The sequence below is a fragment of the Pseudomonas sp. 05L36 genome (assembly GCF_056398125.1).
In genome coordinates, this window is sequence record NZ_JBFTOU010000003.1 from 92,177 (window position 1) to 112,203 (window position 20,027).

At 60.5% G+C, this 20,027-nt stretch carries 13 protein-coding genes and 1 pseudogene; 5 read left to right on the top strand and 9 right to left on the bottom strand.

Annotation, left to right across the window (positions count from 1 at the left end; translation table 11 throughout):
- Positions 1 to 3 precede the first annotated feature (3 nt).
- Positions 4 to 1,155: an acyl-CoA dehydrogenase family protein gene (locus AC1DKH_RS04135; RefSeq protein WP_477797503.1), complete on the top strand. Its 1,152-nt coding sequence runs from the start codon at positions 4 to 6 to the stop codon at positions 1,153 to 1,155.
- A gap of 124 nt (positions 1,156 to 1,279) precedes the next feature.
- Here the strand turns inward: AC1DKH_RS04135 and AC1DKH_RS04140 are convergent, their stop codons facing one another.
- The 6 genes from AC1DKH_RS04140 to AC1DKH_RS04165 form a co-directional block, all read right to left on the bottom strand.
- Entirely contained in the window at positions 1,280 to 2,053 is a 774-nt protein-coding gene (locus tag AC1DKH_RS04140; RefSeq protein WP_477797504.1) for an enoyl-CoA hydratase, read from the bottom strand.
- A gap of 13 nt (positions 2,054 to 2,066) precedes the next feature.
- A complete protein-coding gene (locus tag AC1DKH_RS04145; RefSeq protein ID WP_477797505.1) occupies positions 2,067 to 3,194 on the bottom strand; it encodes an acyl-CoA dehydrogenase in 1,128 nt (375 codons plus the stop codon).
- Between the two features lie 141 nt (positions 3,195 to 3,335).
- Positions 3,336 to 4,529, bottom strand: a complete 1,194-nt coding sequence (locus AC1DKH_RS04150; protein ID WP_477754234.1) for an acetyl-CoA C-acyltransferase — start codon at positions 4,527 to 4,529, stop codon at positions 3,336 to 3,338.
- 12 nt (positions 4,530 to 4,541) lie between these two features.
- Positions 4,542 to 5,303, bottom strand: a complete 762-nt coding sequence (locus tag AC1DKH_RS04155; RefSeq protein ID WP_477797506.1) for an SDR family NAD(P)-dependent oxidoreductase — start codon at positions 5,301 to 5,303, stop codon at positions 4,542 to 4,544.
- Between the two features lie 16 nt (positions 5,304 to 5,319).
- Positions 5,320 to 6,984 (bottom strand): AMP-binding protein, encoded by a 1,665-nt coding sequence (locus AC1DKH_RS04160; RefSeq protein ID WP_477797507.1) that lies wholly within the window; start codon positions 6,982 to 6,984, stop codon positions 5,320 to 5,322.
- Between the two features lie 136 nt (positions 6,985 to 7,120).
- A complete protein-coding gene (locus AC1DKH_RS04165) occupies positions 7,121 to 8,044 on the bottom strand; it encodes a carbon-nitrogen hydrolase family protein (RefSeq protein WP_477797508.1) in 924 nt (307 codons plus the stop codon).
- A gap of 83 nt (positions 8,045 to 8,127) precedes the next feature.
- On the opposite strand from AC1DKH_RS04165, the gene AC1DKH_RS04170 reads away from it, so the two are divergent.
- Positions 8,128 to 9,036, top strand: a complete 909-nt coding sequence (locus AC1DKH_RS04170) for a LysR family transcriptional regulator (RefSeq protein ID WP_477797509.1) — start codon at positions 8,128 to 8,130, stop codon at positions 9,034 to 9,036.
- A 99-nt stretch (positions 9,037 to 9,135) separates the two neighbouring features.
- Here AC1DKH_RS04170 and AC1DKH_RS04175 read toward each other — a convergent pair whose 3' ends face one another.
- Entirely contained in the window at positions 9,136 to 9,387 is a 252-nt protein-coding gene (locus tag AC1DKH_RS04175) for a hypothetical protein (RefSeq protein ID WP_007983592.1), read from the bottom strand.
- 164 nt (positions 9,388 to 9,551) lie between these two features.
- On the opposite strand from AC1DKH_RS04175, the gene AC1DKH_RS04180 reads away from it, so the two are divergent.
- Positions 9,552 to 9,869, top strand: a complete 318-nt coding sequence (locus tag AC1DKH_RS04180; RefSeq protein ID WP_477754239.1) for an ElaB/YgaM/YqjD family protein — start codon at positions 9,552 to 9,554, stop codon at positions 9,867 to 9,869.
- A gap of 85 nt (positions 9,870 to 9,954) precedes the next feature.
- Here AC1DKH_RS04180 and AC1DKH_RS04185 read toward each other — a convergent pair whose 3' ends face one another.
- Positions 9,955 to 10,995 carry an Ldh family oxidoreductase gene (locus tag AC1DKH_RS04185; protein WP_477797510.1) on the bottom strand — a complete coding sequence of 347 codons (1,041 nt, stop codon included), beginning with the start codon at positions 10,993 to 10,995 and terminating at the stop codon, positions 9,955 to 9,957.
- 234 nt (positions 10,996 to 11,229) lie between these two features.
- Here AC1DKH_RS04185 and AC1DKH_RS04190 point away from each other — a divergent pair, with 234 nt between their 5' ends.
- Together AC1DKH_RS04190 and AC1DKH_RS04195 are read left to right on the top strand one after the other, a co-directional pair.
- Positions 11,230 to 16,062 (top strand): dermonecrotic toxin domain-containing protein, encoded by a 4,833-nt coding sequence (locus AC1DKH_RS04190; protein WP_477797511.1) that lies wholly within the window; start codon positions 11,230 to 11,232, stop codon positions 16,060 to 16,062.
- A 217-nt stretch (positions 16,063 to 16,279) separates the two neighbouring features.
- Entirely contained in the window at positions 16,280 to 17,281 is a 1,002-nt protein-coding gene (locus tag AC1DKH_RS04195) for a FecR family protein (protein ID WP_477797512.1), read from the top strand.
- A gap of 57 nt (positions 17,282 to 17,338) precedes the next feature.
- Here the strand turns inward: AC1DKH_RS04195 and pvdQ are convergent.
- A pseudogene (gene pvdQ, locus AC1DKH_RS04200) lies at positions 17,339 to 19,679 on the bottom strand (bifunctional acylase PvdQ).
- Positions 19,680 to 20,027 lie beyond the last annotated feature (348 nt).

Genomic DNA, 20,027 nt, shown 5'->3' on the forward strand with positions numbered 1-20,027 from the left:
GCCATGCACGATATCGAATTGAGCGAAGAGCAAGTCATGATCCGCGACATGGCCCGGGATTTTGCCCGTGGCGAAATCGCGCCCCATGCCCAGGCCTGGGAAAAGGCCGGCTGGATCGATGACGGTCTGGTGGCGAAGATGGGCGAACTGGGCTTGCTGGGCATGGTTGTGCCCGAGGAATGGGGCGGCACCTATGTCGACTACGTGGCCTACGCCCTGGCGGTAGAAGAGATTTCCGCCGGCGACGGTGCTACCGGCGCCTTCATGAGCATCCACAACTCCGTGGGCTGCGGGCCGGTGCTCAACTACGGCAGCGAAGAACAGAAACAGACCTGGCTGGCGGACCTGGCCAGCGGCAAGGTCATCGGCTGCTTCTGCCTGACCGAACCCCAGGCCGGTTCCGAGGCACACAACCTGCGCACCCGCGCCGAACTGCGCGACGGCCAGTGGGTGATCAACGGCGCCAAGCAATTCGTCAGCAACGGCAAGCGGGCCAAGCTGGCGATTGTGTTTGCCGTGACCGATCCGGATTTGGGCAAGCGTGGCATCTCGGCGTTCCTGGTACCGACCGATACCGCCGGTTTTATCGTCGATCGCACCGAACACAAAATGGGCATCCGTGCTTCCGACACCTGCGCGGTCACTCTGAACGACTGCACCATCCCCGAGGCCAATTTGCTGGGAGAACGCGGCAAGGGTCTGGCCATCGCCTTGTCCAACCTCGAAGGCGGGCGAATCGGCATCGCAGCTCAAGCACTCGGCATTGCTCGCGCGGCGTTCGAAGCGGCGCTGGCCTACTCCCGTGATCGGGTGCAGTTTGGCAAGACGATCAATGAACACCAGAGCATCGCCAATTTGCTGGCCGACATGCACATGCAGTTGAACGCCGCGCGGTTGCTGATCCTGCACGCCGCGCGCCTGCGCACGGCCGGCAAACCCTGCCTGTCGGAGGCGTCACAAGCCAAGCTGTTTGCCTCGGAAATGGCCGAGAAGGTGTGCTCGTCCGCCATTCAGATTCATGGCGGCTATGGCTACCTGGAAGACTATCCGGTGGAGAAGTACTACCGGGATGCGCGGATCACGCAGATCTACGAAGGGTCCAGCGAGATTCAGCGGATGGTGATTGCCCGCGAACTGAAGAACTACCTGGTGTGAAGCCCTAAAAGCATCGCGGGCAAGCCCGCTCCCACAGGTTCCGGGGGTGTACACAATATGTGTGAACGACCAGGAACACTGTGGGAGCGGGCTTGCCCGCGATAGCGTCAGCGAAGACGCCGCATTACTTACCTTGGAACTCGGCCTCACGCTTGGCAATGAACGCCGCCATCCCTTCCTTCTGATCCTGCGTCGCAAACGCCGCATGGAACACCCGACGCTCAAAGCGCACGCCTTCGGCCAGGCTCACTTCAAAGGCACGGTTGACACTTTCCTTGACCATCATCGCAATCGGCAACGACTTTTTGGCGATCAACGCCGCAACTTTCAGCGCTTCATCCAGCAACTCATCGCTCGGCACGATCCGCGCCACGATGCCGCAACGCTCCGCTTCCACGGCATCGATAAGGCGCCCGCTCAGGCACATCTCCATGGCCTTGGCCTTGCCCACGGCGCGGGTCAGGCGCTGGGTGCCGCCCATGCCCGGCAACACCCCGAGGTTGATTTCCGGCTGACCGAATCTGGCGTTGTCGCCGGCCAGGATGAAGTCGCACATCAGCGCCAGCTCACAGCCGCCACCCAGGGCGAAACCGTTGACCGCCGCGATGATCGGCTTGCGGCGGTTGGCTACGCGGTCGCTGTCGCTGAACAGGTCGTCGAGGTAGATCTGCGGATAGGTCAGCTCCGCCATTTCTTTGATGTCGGCACCGGCGGCGAAGGCTTTTTTCGAACCGGTCAGGACGATGCAGCCGATGTTCGAGTCAGCCTCGAAGCCATCGAGGGCCTGGTTCAGTTCGCTGACGATCTGTGCATTCAACGCGTTCAACGCTTGTGGACGGTTGAGAGTGATCAGGCCAACGCGGCCGTGGGTTTCCAGCAAAATCGTTTCATAGCTCACAGGGGACTCCTTCTTATAGATTGCGCGAAATGACCATGCGCTGAATATCGCTGGTGCCTTCGTAGATCTGGCAGACCCGCACGTCGCGGTAGATCCGTTCCACCGGGAAGTCGTTGAGGTAACCGTAACCGCCAAGGGTTTGCAGCGCCGAGGAGCATACCTTCTCGGCCATTTCCGAGGCGAACAACTTGGCCATCGACGCTTCGACCAAGGCCGGTTTGCCACTGTCGCGCAGGGCGGCGGCGTAGTGCACCATTTGCCGCGCCACGGCGATCTGGGTCGCCATGTCCGCCAGGCGGAAGGCCACGGCCTGGTGCTCGATGATCGGCTTGCCGAAGCTCTCGCGCTCACGGGCGTAATCGCGGGCCGCTTCGAACGCGGCGCGGGCCATGCCCACCGATTGCGAAGCGATGCCGACGCGACCGCCTTCAAGGTTGGCCAGGGCAATCCTGTAGCCTTCGCCCTCCTCGCCCAAACGGTTGGCCAGCGGCACCTTCACGTCTTCGAAAAGAATCTGGCAGGTGTCGGACGCATGCTGACCGAGCTTGTCCTCGACCCGCGCAACGGTGTAGCCCGGCGAATCGGTCGGCACGATAAAGGCGCTTATGCCGCGTTTGCCAGCGCTCGGATCGGTCACCGCAAACACGATCACCACCCCGGCATTCTGCCCGGAGGTGATGAATTGCTTGCAGCCGTTGAGCACGTAGTGATCGCCTTCCAGACGGGCACGGGTTTTCAGGCCGCTGGCGTCGGAACCGGCCTGGGGTTCGGTCAGGGCGAAAGCGCCGAGCATCGCACCGCTGGCCAGCGGCTTAAGGAAGCGCTCCTTCTGCTCATCGGTGCCGTAGTTGAGGATCGGCACACAGCCCACGGAGTTGTGCACGCTCATGATGGTCGAGCAGGCGCCATCGCCGGCGGCGATTTCTTCCAGGGCCATGGCGTAAGCCAGGTAACCGGTGTCGCATCCGCCCCACTGCTCCGGCACCAGCATGCCGAAGAAGCCCAACCCGGCCATCTCGCCGATGGCTTCCTTGGGGAAGCGATGCTCGCGGTCCCACTCGGCGGCGAAAGGCTTCAGCCGTTCCTGGGCAAAGTCCCGGGCCATGTCGCGGATTTGTTGTTGGTCGTCATTGGGGATCATGGTGAATCCTTAAAAATGTAATCGCCCCCCTGTAGGAGCTGGCGAAGCCTGCGATCTTTTGATTTTTGGCAGTCTTGAAATCGCTAAAAAATCAAGGTCAAAAGATCGCAGCCTGCGGCAGCTCCTACAGGAACCGCTCGGTTAGTACAGGCATTCCACGGCCATGGCCGTCGCTTCACCGCCGCCGATACAGATCGCCGCGACGCCACGCTTCAAGCCTTTCTGGCGCAGGGCCGAGAGCAGGGTCACCAGAATCCGCGCACCGGAAGCCCCGATCGGGTGGCCCAGGGCGCAAGCCCCCCCGTGCACGTTGAGTTTCTCGTGGGGGATTTCCAGATGAGTCATCGCGGCCATGCCAACCACGGCGAAGGCTTCGTTGACTTCCACCAGATCGACGTCATTGAGCGACCAGCCGGTTTTTTTCATCAATTTCTTGATCGCACCGATTGGCGCCACTGGAAACAGACCCGGGGTGTCGGCAAACGCCGCGTGACCATGAATCACCGCCAACGGTTTCAGCCCTTGTTTCTGTGCCTGCGACTGGCGCATCAGCACCAATGCGGCGGCACCGTCGGAGATCGAACTGGAGTTGGCCGCGGTCACCGTGCCGCCTTCGCGGAACGCCGGTTTCAACGAAGCGATCTTGTCCAGCCTGGCTTTTGGCGGCTGCTCGTCATTGCTGATCACAACCTGCTCTTTGCCCACCGTCACGGTCAGCGGGACGATTTCGGCCTTGAAGCTGCCGTCCTTGATCGCCTGTTGCGCGCGGGTGGTCGAGGCGATGGCAAAGGCGTCCTGGGCTTCGCGGCTGAAGCTGTTGGTTTCGGCGCAGTCTTCGGCGAAGGTGCCCATCAGGCGGCCCTTGTCGTAGGCGTCTTCGAGGCCGTCCAGGAACATCGAGTCCTGCACCCGGCCATGGCCCATGCGGTAGCCGGCACGGGCACGGTCCAGCAGGTAAGGCGCGTTGGACATGCTTTCCATGCCACCGGCGACCACGACGTCGGCACTGCCCGCCACCAGCATGTCATGGGCCAGAATCGCCGCTTCCATGCCGGAACCGCACATCTTGTTCAGGGTGGTGCAGCGGGTCGATTTATCCAGCCCCGCGCCCAGCGCCGCCTGACGCGCAGGGGCCTGGCCAAGGCCTGCCGGCAGCACGCAGCCGAACAACACTTCGTCGACGGAATCGCTGGCAACGCCAGCGCGTTCCACCGCTGCTTTGATGGCCGCCGCGCCGAGTTGCGGCGCGGTCAGACTTTTCAGTTCGCCCTGGAAACCGCCCATCGGGGTACGGACGGCGCTGACGATTACAATCGGATCGTTGGAAATAGTCATGACAAATCCTCCTTACTTGGCGGCCATGCGCAAGGCACCGTCGAGACGGATCACCTCGCCGTTGAGCATGCTGTTTTCAATAATATGCTTGACCAGCCCGGCATACTCGCCCGGTTTGCCCAGGCGTGGCGGGAACGGCACGCCGGCGGCCAGGGAATCGCGGACTTCCTGGGTCATGCCGGCCATCATCGGTGTCTCGAAGATGCCGGGGGCGATCGTCATGACACGGATGCCAAAACGCGCCAGCTCACGGGCCGCCGGCAAGGTCAGACTGACAATCGCGCCCTTGGACGCCGAGTAAGCCGCCTGACCGATCTGACCGTCATAGGCCGCAGCAGACGCGGTGTTGATGATCACGCCGCGCTCGCCGTCGGCATCCGCTTCGGTCTCGGCAATCGCCGCTGCCGCCAGGCGCAGCATGTTGAAGCTGCCGATCAGGTTGACGTTGATCACCTGGCTGAAACTGGCCAGTGCGTGTGGACCGTTCTTGCCGAGAATCTTCTCGCCACGCACGATGCCGGCGCAATTGACCAGGCCATTAAGGCCGCCAAAGGCCTTGACCGTCGCCCGCACCGCAGCTTCGGCCGCCGCTTCGTCGCTGATGTCCGCCACCACGCTGTGCGCGCCAAGGCGCTGGGCCTGGGCTGCAACGGCCTCGGCGTTCATGTCCACCAGCATCACTTTCGCGCCAGCGTTAACCAGCACCTCGGCGGTGGCGGCACCGAGGCCGGAAGCGCCACCGGTGACGATAAAAATCTTGTTCTCGATCTGCATCATTGTTTCCCTGGATTCAAGCTGGAAGGTTCTTCGCCGCGGCCTCTTGAGCCTTGGCGATTTCCTGGTTGCGCAAGATAAAGCGCTGCAATTTGCCGCTTGGGGTTTTCGGCAATTCGCTGACAAATTCGATTTCGCGGGGGTACGAGTGCGCCGCCAGACGTTTGCGCACGTGCTGGCGCAGCTCTTCGGCCAGCGCAGGTTCAGCGCGGTATTGCGGGCTGAGCACGACGAAGGCCTTGACCAGTTCGGTGCGCTCCGGATCGGGTTTGCCGACCACTGCGGCCTCGACTACGGCCGGGTGTTCGATCAGCGCACTTTCCACGTCGAAGGGACCTACCCGGTAGCCGGAGGTGGTGATCACGTCATCGCTGCGACCGACGAAGCTGATGCTGCCGTCCGGGTTCCACTCGACGGTGTCGCCACTCAGGTAATAGTTGCCGACAAAGGCCTTGGTCGGCCCGCCTTCGTAGCCGGCGAACCAGCACATCGGCGATTGGCTGCGGTCGATGGCCAGGATGCCCGGCTGGCCAACGCCCAGTTCCTGGTATTCGTCATCCAGCACTACGATACGGTGGCCCGGCGAGGCAAATCCGGCGGCGCCCATGTGAATCGGATGTTCCAGGCCGTGGTGGTTGCACAGCACCATGCCCAGTTCGGTCTGGCCGTAATGGTCGTGGATGACCACGCCGAGGTTGTCGGCGAACCAGCGGATCACTTCCGGGTTCAGCGGCTCGCCGGCGCTGCTGACGATACGCAGCTTGCCCTTGATCGATCTGGCGAATTCATCGCCGCCGGCAATCAGCAAACGGTAGGCCGTCGGCGAACCGGTGAGGTTGGTAATCCCGTATTTGTTGATCACCCGGCAGGTGCTTTCGAGGGTGAACGGGCCATCGTAAAAAGTAATCGGATGCCCCATGGACATCGGCCCTGTGACACCGAAATAAATACCGTAGGCCCAACCCGGGTCGGCGACGTTCCAGAAGGCGTCTTCCGGGCGCAGATCCACCGCATCGCGGGTGTAGCTCTGGAACGCAACGATGGCCTTGAGCGGCACCGACAGTGCTTTCGACGGGCCGGTGGTGCCCGAGGTGAACATCAGCAGGAACGGATCTTCGCCGGTCAGCAGCACCGGTTCACAGTCGGGGGAATAGTTGGCCAGTTCGGCCCAGAAACTGAAATCGCCGCGAACCAGGCCCTGCCCTTTGGGGCCGGTGACGGTCACCGTGGTCGGGCAATCGGCGACTTCGGCGAGTTTCGGCCGGTTCACCCCATCGGTGACCACCACTTTGGCGCCAGAGCAGCTCAGGCGGTGCTCTATGGCCTTGGGGCCGAACGCGGTAAACAGCGGTTGATACACCGCGCCGATGCGCCAGGCGGCGAACACGGTGATCAACAATTCGATATTGCGTGGCAACAGGCCGGCGACCTTGTCGCCTTTCTTCACACCCAACGCCTGCAGGAAATTGGCGAAGCGCGCGGCCTTGTCCTGCAGTTCGGTGAAGGTGTAAGCCGCGCTGCTGCCGTCGCGGCCTTCCCAGAACAGCGCGATGCGACCCGGCAAGGCATGCCGGTCACAGCATTCGACACAGGCGTTGAGGGCCGTCAAATCGCCCGCGAGTGTGGCATCGACGGTGTGCTGATAGTTGAACTGAGAAGTAGCAGACAAGTAATCGCGCATTGCCAGAATCCCTCTGTGTTTTTATTAGGTTGGGGGGAACCGTAATCAACAGGGAAATACTCGCTCTGCGCGGGGTGGCGGGCAATGGTCAAAGCTATCAAGTTGTCTGACTGCTTTGGCCAAAGCCCGCCGGGTATCAAGCGATGAAGCGCACTCCGGGTTTGGCGCGCTCGTCCACGGTCAGTTCGAACACATCCGGGCGGGCGTAGTGGCCAACCACGTCAAAGTCATAACGGGCGCGTACCAGGTCGTCGGTGTCGATTTGTGCAGTGAGCAGACCGGCGCTATCACGCAACGGTCCGGCGAGGATGTCGCCCATGGGACCGACGATCACACTGCCGCCAGCAATCAACGGCCGCTCCGCCGGCCAGTTGGCGATGTCCAGGCCCAGGGCCTGGGGCGATGCCTGAACCTGACAGGCACTGACCACGAAGCAACGCCCCTCATGGGCGATGTGGCGCATGCTGACCTGCCACATTTCCCGCTCGTCCACGGTTGGCGCGCACCACACCTCCACGTCCTTGGCGTACATCGCCGTGCGCAGCAGCGGCATCATGTTTTCCCAGCACACCAGCGCACCGACGCGCCCGACCTGGCTGTCGATCACCGGCAAGGTCGAGCCATCGCCTTTGCCCCAGATCAGCCGTTCGGTGCCGGTGGGCATCAGTTTGCGGTGTTTGGCCACCAGCCCGGCCTGCGGATCGAGGTACAGCGCGGTGCAGTACAACGTGCTGCCCGCACGCTCGATCACGCCGATCACCAGATTGGCCCCGGTGCGCGCGGACAGCGCCGCCAGCGCCTCGGTTTCCGCGCCGGGTACGTCGATGGCATTGGCAAAATAGCGGGCAAAGGCTTCGCGACCTTCCGGCAGGCGATAGCCCAATTGCGTGCCAAAGCCCTCGCCTTTGGGATAACCACCCAGCAGCGCTTCGGGCATCACCACCAACCCGGCACCGGATTCGATGATCGCGTTTTCATAGGACAGGATCTGCTCCAGGGTTTCAGCCTTGCCACCGGGCAAGGCGCCGATTTGCAGGGCCGCAACGATTGATTTGGGCATTTGGAAACTCCATTCGCATCAGGTGTTGCTCATTCTCCGGCGTCACGTGATCATCAATAAAGACCGATTCACTGCTGAATGATATGAACGAAATGAATATCACCGACGTCGACCTCAACCTGCTCAAAGTCTTCGAAGCACTGCACGAAGAGTCCAGCGCCAGCCGTGCCGCACTGCGCCTGGGCGTGACGCAATCGGCCGTCAGCGCGGCCTTGCGTCGCTTGCGCGAGGTGTATGGCGATCAGCTGTTCGTGCGCACCGGACGCGGCCTGGCTCCCTCGCTCAAGGCCAATCAGCTCAAACCGGTGGTCAGTGATGCCCTGAACAAATGCCGGCAGAGCCTGGCGATGGTCGATCCGGCCGCACAACAGTACGAAGGTCGCTCGGTCACCGTGGGAATGTCAGATGATTTCGAGATTGCCTACGGCCGGCGGCTGATCGAGGAAATCGCCCGGTGCGCGCCGAAATTGCGCCTGATTTTCCGTCAGACCCACAGCCAGATCGTCGCCCAGGCGTTGATGGAGCGCAGCATTGACCTGGCGATTACCGCGGGCGGGTTTGCCGAGCGGCTGCTCAGCCGTCAGGTGCTGGGGGAAGGTGGCTATCTGTGCCTGGTGGACCCGTCGAGCCTGGTCGAGAATCAGCAGAGCATCAGTCTTGAGGAGTTTGTGGCCCGCGAGCACATTCTGGTGTCGTCCGGCGGTTTTATCGGGATTACCGATGAAGGATTGGCGGCGCTGGGGCTCAGTCGACGGGTGTGCGCCTCGACCACGCACTTTGCCGCGTTGCCGCATTTGCTCAAAGGCAGCCAGGCCGTGGCGACCATTCCGGCCCATGCCGCCCAAAGCATCGCAACGCTCAGCGGACTGGCGTTGCTGCCCTGCCCTTTGGCGTTGCCGCGTTACCCGATCGAGCTGGGCTGGCGCACCAGTACCCAGCTCGACCCGGTGGTGTTGAAAGTGCGCGAGGCTATTGTCGCCGGTTTCTCGTAGGAGCTGCCGCAGACTGCGATCTTTTGATGTTTTCTTTTCGCCGACTGCTGCGCAACAAGATCAAGCTCAAGATCAACAGATCGCAGCCTGCGGCAGCTCCTATTTGGCCGCCATCAGGCGATTGACTTCACTGCGCACCATGTTGGCGAATTCCGGAGGCGACATGCCGTCCAGTTCGGCGCGTACCCATTCGGCCCATTTGCCTTTGCGTTTGGCCCGTTCGCCAAACAACCGTGCGGCCTCGCCCTTGGCTTTGCCCAGGTTGTTTTGCCAGAGTTCGAACAGACGGGATTTCTCGTCTTCAAGCGCAGCGCGCTCGGCGAGGGGTTTGTCGGCCAGATTGAAGCTCATGGGAATTTCCTGCTGCGTAAAATAGGCGACATCTTACACTGTAGGACGAAATGTCCTGCGCCGGTTTTTCAGCAAGATGGCCTCTCCGGGCAAAATAGCTGCAACTTTTCCGACGGCGACTGACTCCATTGTTCACTGTCCACTTACCTGCAAGGAGTACTTCAATGGCCCGCAAAACCGCCGCGCAAGCCGCCGAAGATCAAATCAAGGATCAAGCGTTCAGCGAGCTTCAATCGTTGATCGAAGAGTCGGAAAAGCTGCTGAAAAGCAGCGCCTCGCTGGTCGGGGAAGAAGCGGAGACCCTTCGCGGACAAATCGCCCTGAAACTCCAGCAAGCCAGGGATTCGGTAAGCAGCGTACGCGACCGGACCCTGCCCGCGGTCGAGGCCACTGAAACCTATATCGGCGGGCATCCATGGCAAACCGTGGCGATTTCTGCCGGGTTTGGACTGGTGGTGGGGTTGTTGCTGGGCCGTCGCTAAGCACGGGCAAACACTGAACCCTGTGGGAGCGGGCTTGCTCCCACAGGGGTTGCGTTAATTAGACATTATTTGCCATTACCTCGGATCACTCCCCTGCCAGCTCCCGCAAGTTCGCCAGCGTCTGCGCATCCAGCTCAATGCCATTGACCTGTGATTTGGCGCGTTGATGGTGACGCCGGTCACCGGGCAAACGCTTCAAACCGACGCCGTGCATTTGCCGCACCAGTTCCTGGCTGCGCTCGGCAAAGCTTTGCCCCACCGCTTTGCCCGGGTCGATCACGATAAGCAATTGGCCAGTCCAGGGCGTCTTGGCGCCGGGATGGTTCTTCCAGTCGAATTCGAAGGAAAAATTGCCGCCGGTCAGTGCTGCCGCGAGCAACTCGACCATCATCGACAATGCCGAGCCCTTGTGCCCGCCAAAAGGCAGCAACGCACCGCCCTCAAGAATCGCTTTCGGGTCTGTGGTCGGCTGGCCGAGGCTGTCCACGCCCATCCCTGCCGGCAAGCGTTTGCCCTCGCGTGCGGCAATCTGCACATCGCCATGGGCAATGGCACTGGTGGCCAGGTCGAATACAATCGGTGCGCCATCGGCCCGCGGCGCAGCGAAGGCAATCGGGTTGGTGCCGAACAGCGGCCGGTCGGCGCCGTGGGGCACCACGCAGGTCATGCTGTTGACCACGCTCAAGGCCACGAGGCCTTCATCGGCGAAGGGCTCGACATCCGGCCACAAGGCAGCGAAATGGTGCGAGTTACGGATTGCCAGCACCGCGATGCCGGCACTCCGGGCTTTCTGTACCAGCAACTCGCGTGCCGCCGCCAGGGCCGGTTGCGCAAAACCGTTAGCGGCATCGACCCGCACAAACCCTGAAGCCACATCTTCGACCACCGGAACGGCCTGGCCATTGACCCAGCCGCTTTGCAGCGTCGAAACATAACCCGGAATCCGGAATACCCCGTGACTGTGCGCGCCGTCGCGCTCGGCACCGGCGCAGTTTTGCGCAAGCACCCGGGCAACGTCGGCCGACGTGCCGTGACGCAGAAAAATCTTCTCCAGCAAAGCGCTCAGCGCTTCGAATGACAGGTGTGACGAGATCGCAGTAGACGTGTGATCGTGTGGCGCAGACATCTGAAGCTCCAGACTAATTATTGGAGGGAACAACAGCGTACAAAGACCCGCCGATTAACAACGCGCGGCGAGCGACCTGTCAACCTTTCGCTCAGGGTCAATTAGGTATATGCGTGTCACAAATGCCCACGGCCCGTGCGTTATCTATTTACCGCCTGCATCATCCCGCCGGCTTTTAGTCTCGAAACTCAATCCACAGGCGCCCTTGAATGGCACCTTGAACGAGACTCGACGATGCCTGCATCTTTAACTCCGCTGTTTTTCCCCGAGGCACTGTCGCTGCCCGGCCTCTGGAGAGAACTTGGCAAAACCCACGGGCTGACGCAAAAGGACTTCGAATGGTTCAGCCATATCGAACTGGCCAGCCAGGCCCTGCGCGATGAGCAGACGCCGCCCATGCTGGCGAAAAAAATCCTGCTGAAAATACCGGGACTGGAACATTTGGCGCTGGCCGGCAGTTTTTTGCTGACCGCGACACCCGATGACAACGGCGTGATTCTCTACACCCCGTACGCCGGGATACAGAAGTTCACTGACCGTTCGGCCATGACCGAACAGCTGGTGAAACAACTCAAAGTGGCCGACGAAGACGATAATCTGCTGGCCTTCATGGCGCTGTCTCAACGCAGGACGGTAGTGGACGCCGTGACCATCGAGCTGGACTTTCAAACCATCGAAGGCGACGTGTTCGAGGACCAGCGCAACACCCTCTCCAGCCGTCAGCAGATCAATGACCAGGCCCTGCTCGATGAGCTCAAAGCGCTGCCGTCCCTGACGTCGCTGCTCGAGGCATTGCTCAGTGAACAGCTGGCTACAGCTTTTCCCGGTCTGGACCAGCGTCAGACCCAGGTGAATTTCTACCTGGCAACAACGCAAGAAAGCGCTGGAGAAAGCCATCTGACGCGACGCTGGGTCAACTCCCTGTCCCTGAGTGACGCGATACTCCTGCACTATCGCCATCAGCGTTGGCCGTCCGGACAGTCCCATGAATTTTCCCATCCGAAAAAAACCTCGGCAAAAGCCGACCAGCCAATCTGGGAAGCCGCCGTCACTACGATCTCGCGCAAACTCGTCAGCCTGCTGGTCAGGCAGCTCGAAGGTTTCTGGGCTGCGGCGAGTGTCGATGGTGCATCGCGTCGCGCATTCTTCGGCCGGGCCATTGCCGATCAGGCGCGAGTGCAACTGCTGCTCAAGCGCGAAGCCGGGATCATCACCCCGGAGCAAAGCCAGGATTTGCATGCGTTGATCTCGACGGCCAGCCGGGCGAACCAATCAATGACGGTCGAAACCGTGTGTCTGTGGGAGCACCGGGCCAACTATGTTGAGTTGGCCGGCTCACTGATGGTCAGCGCCAGCGATGCGTTTCTCTACACACCCACCCGAGGCCTGCAGGTGCTCAAGGACTATCAGGACTTGCGCGATACGGTGCTGAGCAAGTTCAGCGCGGCCGGTCACGAGGATGAACTCTATGGCCTGCTGAGCCTGGACGAACGCCAGCGCTTCATCGGTTTTGACCGGCCGAATGTGACCGGGGAAGTGATTTCCGGCGCGATCTTCCACAAGCTCTTCGACGCCATCATCAGCAAGCAACTGCAGGACATGGAATATGCCCTGCAGGTGTTCCGTCACAGTGACGGTACCGTGAACATCCACGCCCTGTTCGACAAGGCGCTGGATATCCGCTCGATGATCAGCGAGCGGCTGCTGACACTGGAGACCGACGGACGCTGGAGCACACGGCCCGTGTTAACCGGCGATCAGCATCCTTCCGCGGTGCTGGCGGATACCGCGGCAGCTTTCGCCAAGACCTTCAGTGACATCGAAACACTGATCAACGCAGATTTTGCGGCGCAACCGGTCGCTTCGCTGGCTTTGCAACGGGTTTATCTGGAAAACATGAAAACCCGCCTGGCCCATGCGCTTTCCGTCGGCATCCGGGGCGAGGCCAGTCTGCGCAGGCTCTGCGCGACACTGCGGGATGCGGACCGGGCCATTGTCGAAACGGTATTCAACCCGGATCAGGCAGACCGGCAGAGCCGTCTGTCACTCAAGGGCTTCCGGCCTGATGCCTATTCATTGACGCTGGAGTGCTCCGCTCAGCGCGATGTCCTGCCCCTGGCCCATTGTTTGCTCTTGACCGAGCGTGGCGGGCTCGACGCCTCGCATTCCGGCCGGACGATCCTGTGGACACCCGCCGAGGGCCTGGAAGTCTTTGACACCATCAGTCGTGCACGGCTGGAACTGAATCGCCGCCTGCTCGACCCACGACAACGCCTGGCGCTGCTGGACAACCTCACCCCCACCCAGCGCGTCTTTCACCAACGCTACTCACTGGGACCGCTGCGGCTGATTGAAGGATCTGTATTGGAGCGGGTCGCGCAATCGTCAATCGAGCACTTTCTGGCTCGCTGCGAACACGTAGGCACCTTCGATCTGAGCGAAACGAAGCAGAATAAAGCCCTGAAATCCCTGAGCACAACGGCCTTCAACGCCAACCTGCAAAGAGCCACCTCGATTGCCCGTGCGATCAGCCGGCAGCAGTCCCTGCCCGCCTGGCTTGGAATGGCTCCGCTGGAAGACCAGCGTCAGCACCTTGAATTGCTGGAGCAATACCGCAACAGCGTTGATGAGGACAAAGACTATTTGCACGGGATCAAACCCCTCAGGTCGTATGTGCATGAGACGTTGACGTCATTGCTCGGCAGCCGCTTCCCTGAAAAAAAGCTGGACCCCGACAACATCGAAATCACCCCCCACCTGGCCCTGGTCGGCCCCGCAAGGAGCCTCACTGAGTTCGCCCTGAACCATGTCAACATCGCACAGGGCACCGGTTTCAAAGTCAGCTCGGCAACCCTTCAAGCCCTGCCCGCTGGGTTGGACCAGGCGGCTGTCCGTCAATTGTTGCTGTCATTGAACATCGCGCAAAACTACGCCAGACAGGTCACCGACAACTTGTCGAATCAAGCAGCTGACGTCGAAAACCGAATGCTGCGTTTCGTCAAACAACTGCCCTGGCAACTACTGCAACACGCCCACGAACTCAAGCTGCGGCAACGGCTGTCCGGTAGTGCTTTCGATTTGCTTCGCCAGGTACTGGACATGCCGGACGCCATCGCCCGGGCTATTGTTCAGGGAGCACATGCGATTGTCCGGCCACTGGAACTGATCAAGACAACCGGCGCCGCCGCCGTCAAAGCGCTGGGCCTTTACCTGATCGGCCCTGGCGGTGGCAACACAGGCCCACAAATTCTCTATGCCCCCTACCATCCCGGAGGCTCACCGTTTGTAGAGTTTGAAAATGAGGCCAGCGTTGTCTCGGCGTTCAACACGCCGGGACTCTTGCAGGAAATGTTGATACGTCGCCTGCCAGACAGTGAGCAGACAGTGTTTCGCAACCTGTTCGAATCCACCATTGGCCAGTTGAGCGAAATGACGCTTGCGTCCAACCCCATCGGCGGCAACGTACTCACCCGTTTTTTCCATGACAACACCCAACTGCTGACACGATTGCTCGGCAGCCAGTCGCATGTTTCAGGCCAGTCGGACTGGGAGGCTGTCAAACACCTGTTCAGCTCCGCAATCAATCTCTTTTCGGGGCTGTTACCGGGCAAACTCGCGTATCTGCAGTTTCTGTGGAATGCCTACAAGGACGCGCGAAACTCGGCCGAAGCGCTGCAGGACCATCACTGGAAAACTGCATTGCAGTATTTTATTGCCGGTACGGTGCAGATGGTGACATTGGGCCGGTTATCGCTTGAAGGATGGGCCGACAGCGCCCAGGCAACCGGTGAAGCCATCGCTCAACCGGTTGTCACCCCCGTGATTGCGCAACCCTGGTCGCAGGTCCGTTCGACAGCAGCGTTGCGTACACGACTGCAACCGTTCGAAACTACCGTCGAACTGAAGAACCTGACGAAAAACCGCACTGACGGCACCTATCTCGAAGCGGCCAGCCGGAAAACTTTCGCCGCCATTGCCGGCAAGGTGTACGGCGTGAACAAGTCCGGGGCGGTTTGGCGAATGGTCAAAGGCGAGGAAGAAGGCCCCGTGTTACTGACGACGCCTGACAAACAACTGGTGATCGACCCGGACACCCACACCGTCCACTTCGGCAAAGCCCTCTCGAAAATGCACAATCAGTTTGCCTATGCCCATACCGCCCGGGAGGTGCTGAACATCGAGGCCAGGGGGATGGAAGAAATCCGCGCAAAACATCCCGAAAAAGCCCACATGATCGTGCAGGCCATCGACATGGCTCGCTATTACGCGTTCAACAGTCTGCACAACCTGGTGCAACTGCGCAAACTCGTCCCGGGCACACGGCTTGATACCTTCCTCAAACAGTTTTTTGATGTTGGGCAGGTCGACACAGGGCTGCTCGATAAAATCAAGAAGACCATCGTTCCCATCTGCAACGCACTGGTCGATCCCGATGAAGACTGGATGAACTCGCAACGCTTTATCGTGGGTTCAAACCGGGACCCGAAAGAAAACCTCGTCGCATTTGTCCTGGAAAAGGATCAACAGCGCCATGTGCATTTCACGGAACGATTCTTCGATCAACAACTCGACTGGTACAAATCCTGTCTGTCACAGCCCTTCAATGTCGACGGCCATAGCCAGGCCGCCACGCTGATACACGAATTCGCCCATTTGTTTTCCGAGGCCGTGGACATTGCATACCTTGAGGCCAGACGGCCGTTCAGCGATCTGGTATCGCCGATCACCGCCTATGGCGCAGCCATGAAACAGTCTCAACTGGACTTCCAGCGAGAAGCTTTGTCGATGGAAACGCCGAAGGAGGAACTGTTCGCACGCTGGAACAGTGGACTTCAATCGTGGATCAGCCTGGATTCGATACCGGGTTCTTATCACGCCGGCAAGACCATCCTGCGGTTGACGGGCAGCAAGACCATGGCTAAGGCACGGGACGCTTTTTTGAACGTGCAGGATTCGAAATTCCGAACCGACGTCATTTTGCACAATGCCGACTCGATCGCCTTTTTGATCTGCGAAATGGGCCGGCAACTGGACCCGGTACCGGTCACTTCGACCTCTGAAACCTGATCCCGACGTAATAGCGCGCAGATCTCCGGATCTGCGCTGCACCGTGGTGTTTGTCTTGATCTTTTTTTCACACGCCCAGTGGATACTGCTACCCCGACAGCAGGTGTTCCAGAGGCGAGGCGTTGAAAAAAAACCACACATTGATGGTTAAATGCCATCACTGATGTTCTCGCAGACTTCCCCCCAAGGTTAGAATGCACGAAATCAGGATGAGCCAATGACCGACCACACGCTCTCGCAAGCTGAATACGACGCCATCACCGATGCCGCTGCGCATTGGTGTATGCGTTTGCACGCCAATGACTGCACCGAGCAAGAGCGCCAGGCGTTCGAGCAATGGCGTGATGCGCATCCGCTCCACGCCTTCGAGTACGAAGCGATGCTGGAGATCTGGGATGTCGCTGGCGACCTGCCGCGTCCCGAGCCCGTCGTGCCTCTGGTTCGCACTCAACCGGAAAACCCGTGGCGGCGCCTGGGTATTGCCGCGGCGATATGCGCACTGGCACTGCCTTTGGCCGGTTATGGCGGCTGGCACCTGGGCTGGGTACCGAACGCGTACCAGCATTTCGAAGCGACCGACAATGTTCGCACGGTCACCTTGAAGGACGGCAGCCAAGTGGAACTGAACCTGGGCAGCGAGCTGACCTACAGCAACTACAAGGATCAACGGCAAGTCACGCTGAAAAAAGGCGAAGCCTTTTTCAATGTCAGCCATGACACCCGTCACCCGTTTGTGGTCAAGGCCGCCGAAGGCCGGATTCGCGTGACCGGCACCCAATTCAACGTCTGGATGTATGAAGACCAGGTCAAGGTCAATCTGATCGAAGGCTCGGTACTGGTCAGCAGCAACGCCGGCCAGCCCGGTGACGGCTTGCGCCTCGACCCGGCGATGCAGGCCGGTTATCGCCACGGCGACTTCATTCCCCGCGTCAGCCAGACCTATGACAATGACAGTTCGCTGGCCTGGCGCCAGGGCAAACTGGTACTCGACGATCTGGCACTGAGCGATGCACTGCCCTTGATCAATCGCTACCTGGACAAACCGTTGATGGTCGCTGACAACAGCACCGGCTCGATCCATATCGGCGGCATCTACAACATCAAAGAGATCAACGGCCTGGTGAAGTCCTTGCCGCGGGTCCTGCCGGTCTACCTGACCCGTAACCAGAACGGCAATCTGGTGGTCAACGCGATTCCGCAAACATCCCCGAAAAGCTGAAAAGGCCGCCACCCTTGCGGGGTGCGGCCTTCAGCGTTCATGCAATGTTCCACGACCTTACTGCGCAGTCACCTTTGCATCCTGCTGACGAATCGTCTGCACCTGATAGTTCGGATCGGACAGGATCTGTTGCTCGGTAAAGGGCAGCACGCTCCATTGCTTCCTGGAAAAGGCCTGCGTCTGGTCCCGTGAAAACTTCGAGGCCGGGTCACTGGACAGCGAGAACGCGAGGAGCCCTTTGGCCTGTGGTCCGTTTTCGTCAAAGGTCACCACTTGCAGGTAACTGGTGCCGCTGACCACTTCGCGCTTGCCATCGCTGCGCGGCACGCTCTGGATGGCGTTATAGACGCCCAGCGTCCCCGGTCCGCCGTGGATTGGCGTCTGTTTCCCGCCGCTGCTGACCACCTGGATATCGCCCCAACGGCTGTCCGGCTTGAGACCTGACGCCTTGACCTGTTCAGCCGAAGCCAGCATCGCTGCCCGTAGCGCCATCGCTACGTCCGGGTGATCGACCGCGAGTCCACGCGGAGTCTGTTGCGGGTCCGGAGGATCGAACGCCACGCGCCATACGTCCGGTACTTGTTCCAAAGACTCCATGACATTCTGGAAATGCACAAAGCCCAGACCACTGTTGAGGTTGGCCTTGCGGTCCCATGCCTTGAGGCTGGCGCACAGTGGCGTCAGCGTTTTTTGCATCGGCACCGAGATCCGCCGCGCAGAATTGCAGCAGGTCCGGCATCACTTGATTCGCCTGATAAACCTGATCGTCCATGACCATGTGTTGTAAATCCGCCGCCCCGACCTGGATCAAGGTACTCAAACGCTCCAGGGCAAAACGTGATCGCAAACTCAATGGCTGGCCATCCTGGCTGATCAGCGGCGAATAGCCGGTCAGCGGTTGCGCCGGGATGGCCATCCAGGCCGAATCGTTGGAGTGTTGGACAAAATCCTTGCGCAGCAATTGCGGTAACTTGTCCGCCGCATAGATACCCTGTTGTGGCGCCTGCGGGTCGATGTCCCAGGCACAGGCGCTGTTGGAACCGTCAAGGATGATCATCTGCAGGCCGATCCGCGGATCGCTGCACTGCGCCAGCTTGTCGACACTGACGTTGGGCACCACCGAGAGGTTCATGTACAGCGTCTGCCCCTGATCGTCGGCCGCCAGCGTGTTGACCCACGGAATGCCCTGGATCTTGTGCACCGAGGCCTGGAAGTCCTTGAGGTTTTCGGCGCGGTTCATCGCATGCCACTGCTGCAGGACGCGGTCGTTATCCAGGTTGGCATCACGCAGGCTGAAGGCGTACTGATGATCCCAATCCAGTTTTCCCGGCCATTGCACCACCGGACCGAACTTCGAGCTGTAGACCACCCGGGAAATCGCCTGGACCTGCCCGTCCGTCTGCCTGACGTTGACGGTCAGGGTCTGCCTGTCCATCGGCAAGGACTGGCCGTCGAGCAGGTACCGGGTCGAATCCTTGGGATCCAGTTGCAGGCGGTACAGCGTGAAGTGTTTGGACGAATCCACGGTGTGGGTCCAGGCCAGATGTTGATTGAAACCGATGTTGATCACCGGCAGGCCGGGCAATGCCGCGCCCATCACGTCCAGCTTGCCGGGAATGGTCAGGTGCATCTGATAAAAACGCATGCCGCCCACCCACGGAAAGTGCGGATTGGCCAGCAACATGCCGCGACCGATGAAAGAACGCTCGCTGCCGACCGCGACGGCGTTGCTGCCCCGGTCCAGGGCAAAGCGCTGCATCCGCGTCGCGGCCACCTGGAACGCCGGCTGCGCGTTTGCAGCCTGGGCCACGGCTTTGGGTGGCGTGGCACCGGCCAGGGCTTCGGCAAACTGGCCGACGCCACCTTCGACCAACAGGCGCCGGGTCAGCTTGACCAGATCCATTGCCGTGATGTCGCGCACCCAATCGCCCTGGCACTGCGGCGGCAAACCCTGGGCGCGACGTTCGCTCAAGGCGCGGTTGTACCCCGCCACATAGCCTTCAATCAGCTCACGCACTGGCGGGGTCTGGGCCTGCCAGAAACCGGCGACCGCCTGCGGAGTGTTCAGCCAGGTGAAAAACACATCGCTGACCAGGTTCTCACGCTCCTCAACGGTGAACTGATCCGGCCCGAAATACCGCGAACGTTCGCCGTTCACCGTGGTGATCTCGTTGGCCTGCAGGCACAGATTGTCCTGGGCGTAGGCATAGCCGATGCCGTAGCCGAGCCCGCGCTCGTTGTCGGCGCGGATGTGCGGCACGCCGAAACCGGTGCGGCGGATGTCCGCGCTCGCTTGCGCAGGTGTACCGCTCGCGCTCGCCCCAAGGCTCAGCCCCAGGCTCAAACCCAGAGTCACACCCGCCAGGCTCAACCTGGTTAACTGGCTGGAAATAATCACGCTCGCTCCTGATCGAAAAAACGATGGCTACAGCTGCGCATACCCACGCGCACCGTGCCTCCCTGTAGGGACGAAGCTCACATCAAAAATTTAGGTTCTTCACGGAATCCCGGGGGAACACATATAACGAAATATCTGTAGGGGCTGCCGAAGGTTCGGGCCGCGTTCGGACGATCTTTTGATTTTGCTTTTGCGATCTGGATATTGCTGAAGATCAAGATCAAAAGATCGCAGCCTTCGGCAGCTCCTACAGGGGAACGCGTGCACCACCAAACAACGAGGTCGAGCGTTAGCTCGCCTCGCGGTGCTGTTGCGGTCCACGCCCCCTCGTGAGGCCGAGTGGAGGTT

Bases quoted from the DNA above. Each gene is read 5' to 3' on its own strand.
- AC1DKH_RS04135 (WP_477797503.1), top strand. From the start codon at position 4: ATGCACGATATCGAATTGAGCGAAGAGCAAGTCATGATCCGCGACATG.
- AC1DKH_RS04160 (WP_477797507.1), bottom strand. From the start codon at position 6,984: ATGCGCGATTACTTGTCTGCTACTTCTCAGTTCAACTATCAGCACACC.
- AC1DKH_RS04175 (WP_007983592.1), bottom strand. From the start codon at position 9,387: ATGAGCTTCAATCTGGCCGACAAACCCCTCGCCGAGCGCGCTGCGCTT.
- AC1DKH_RS04185 (WP_477797510.1), bottom strand. From the start codon at position 10,995: ATGTCTGCGCCACACGATCACACGTCTACTGCGATCTCGTCACACCTG.
- AC1DKH_RS04170 (WP_477797509.1), top strand. From the start codon at position 8,128: ATGAACGAAATGAATATCACCGACGTCGACCTCAACCTGCTCAAAGTC.
- AC1DKH_RS04165 (WP_477797508.1), bottom strand. From the start codon at position 8,044: ATGCCCAAATCAATCGTTGCGGCCCTGCAAATCGGCGCCTTGCCCGGT.
- AC1DKH_RS04145 (WP_477797505.1), bottom strand. From the start codon at position 3,194: ATGATCCCCAATGACGACCAACAACAAATCCGCGACATGGCCCGGGAC.
- AC1DKH_RS04180 (WP_477754239.1), top strand. From the start codon at position 9,552: ATGGCCCGCAAAACCGCCGCGCAAGCCGCCGAAGATCAAATCAAGGAT.
- AC1DKH_RS04150 (WP_477754234.1), bottom strand. From the start codon at position 4,529: ATGACTATTTCCAACGATCCGATTGTAATCGTCAGCGCCGTCCGTACC.
- AC1DKH_RS04190 (WP_477797511.1), top strand. From the start codon at position 11,230: ATGCCTGCATCTTTAACTCCGCTGTTTTTCCCCGAGGCACTGTCGCTG.
- AC1DKH_RS04195 (WP_477797512.1), top strand. From the start codon at position 16,280: ATGACCGACCACACGCTCTCGCAAGCTGAATACGACGCCATCACCGAT.
- AC1DKH_RS04155 (WP_477797506.1), bottom strand. From the start codon at position 5,303: ATGCAGATCGAGAACAAGATTTTTATCGTCACCGGTGGCGCTTCCGGC.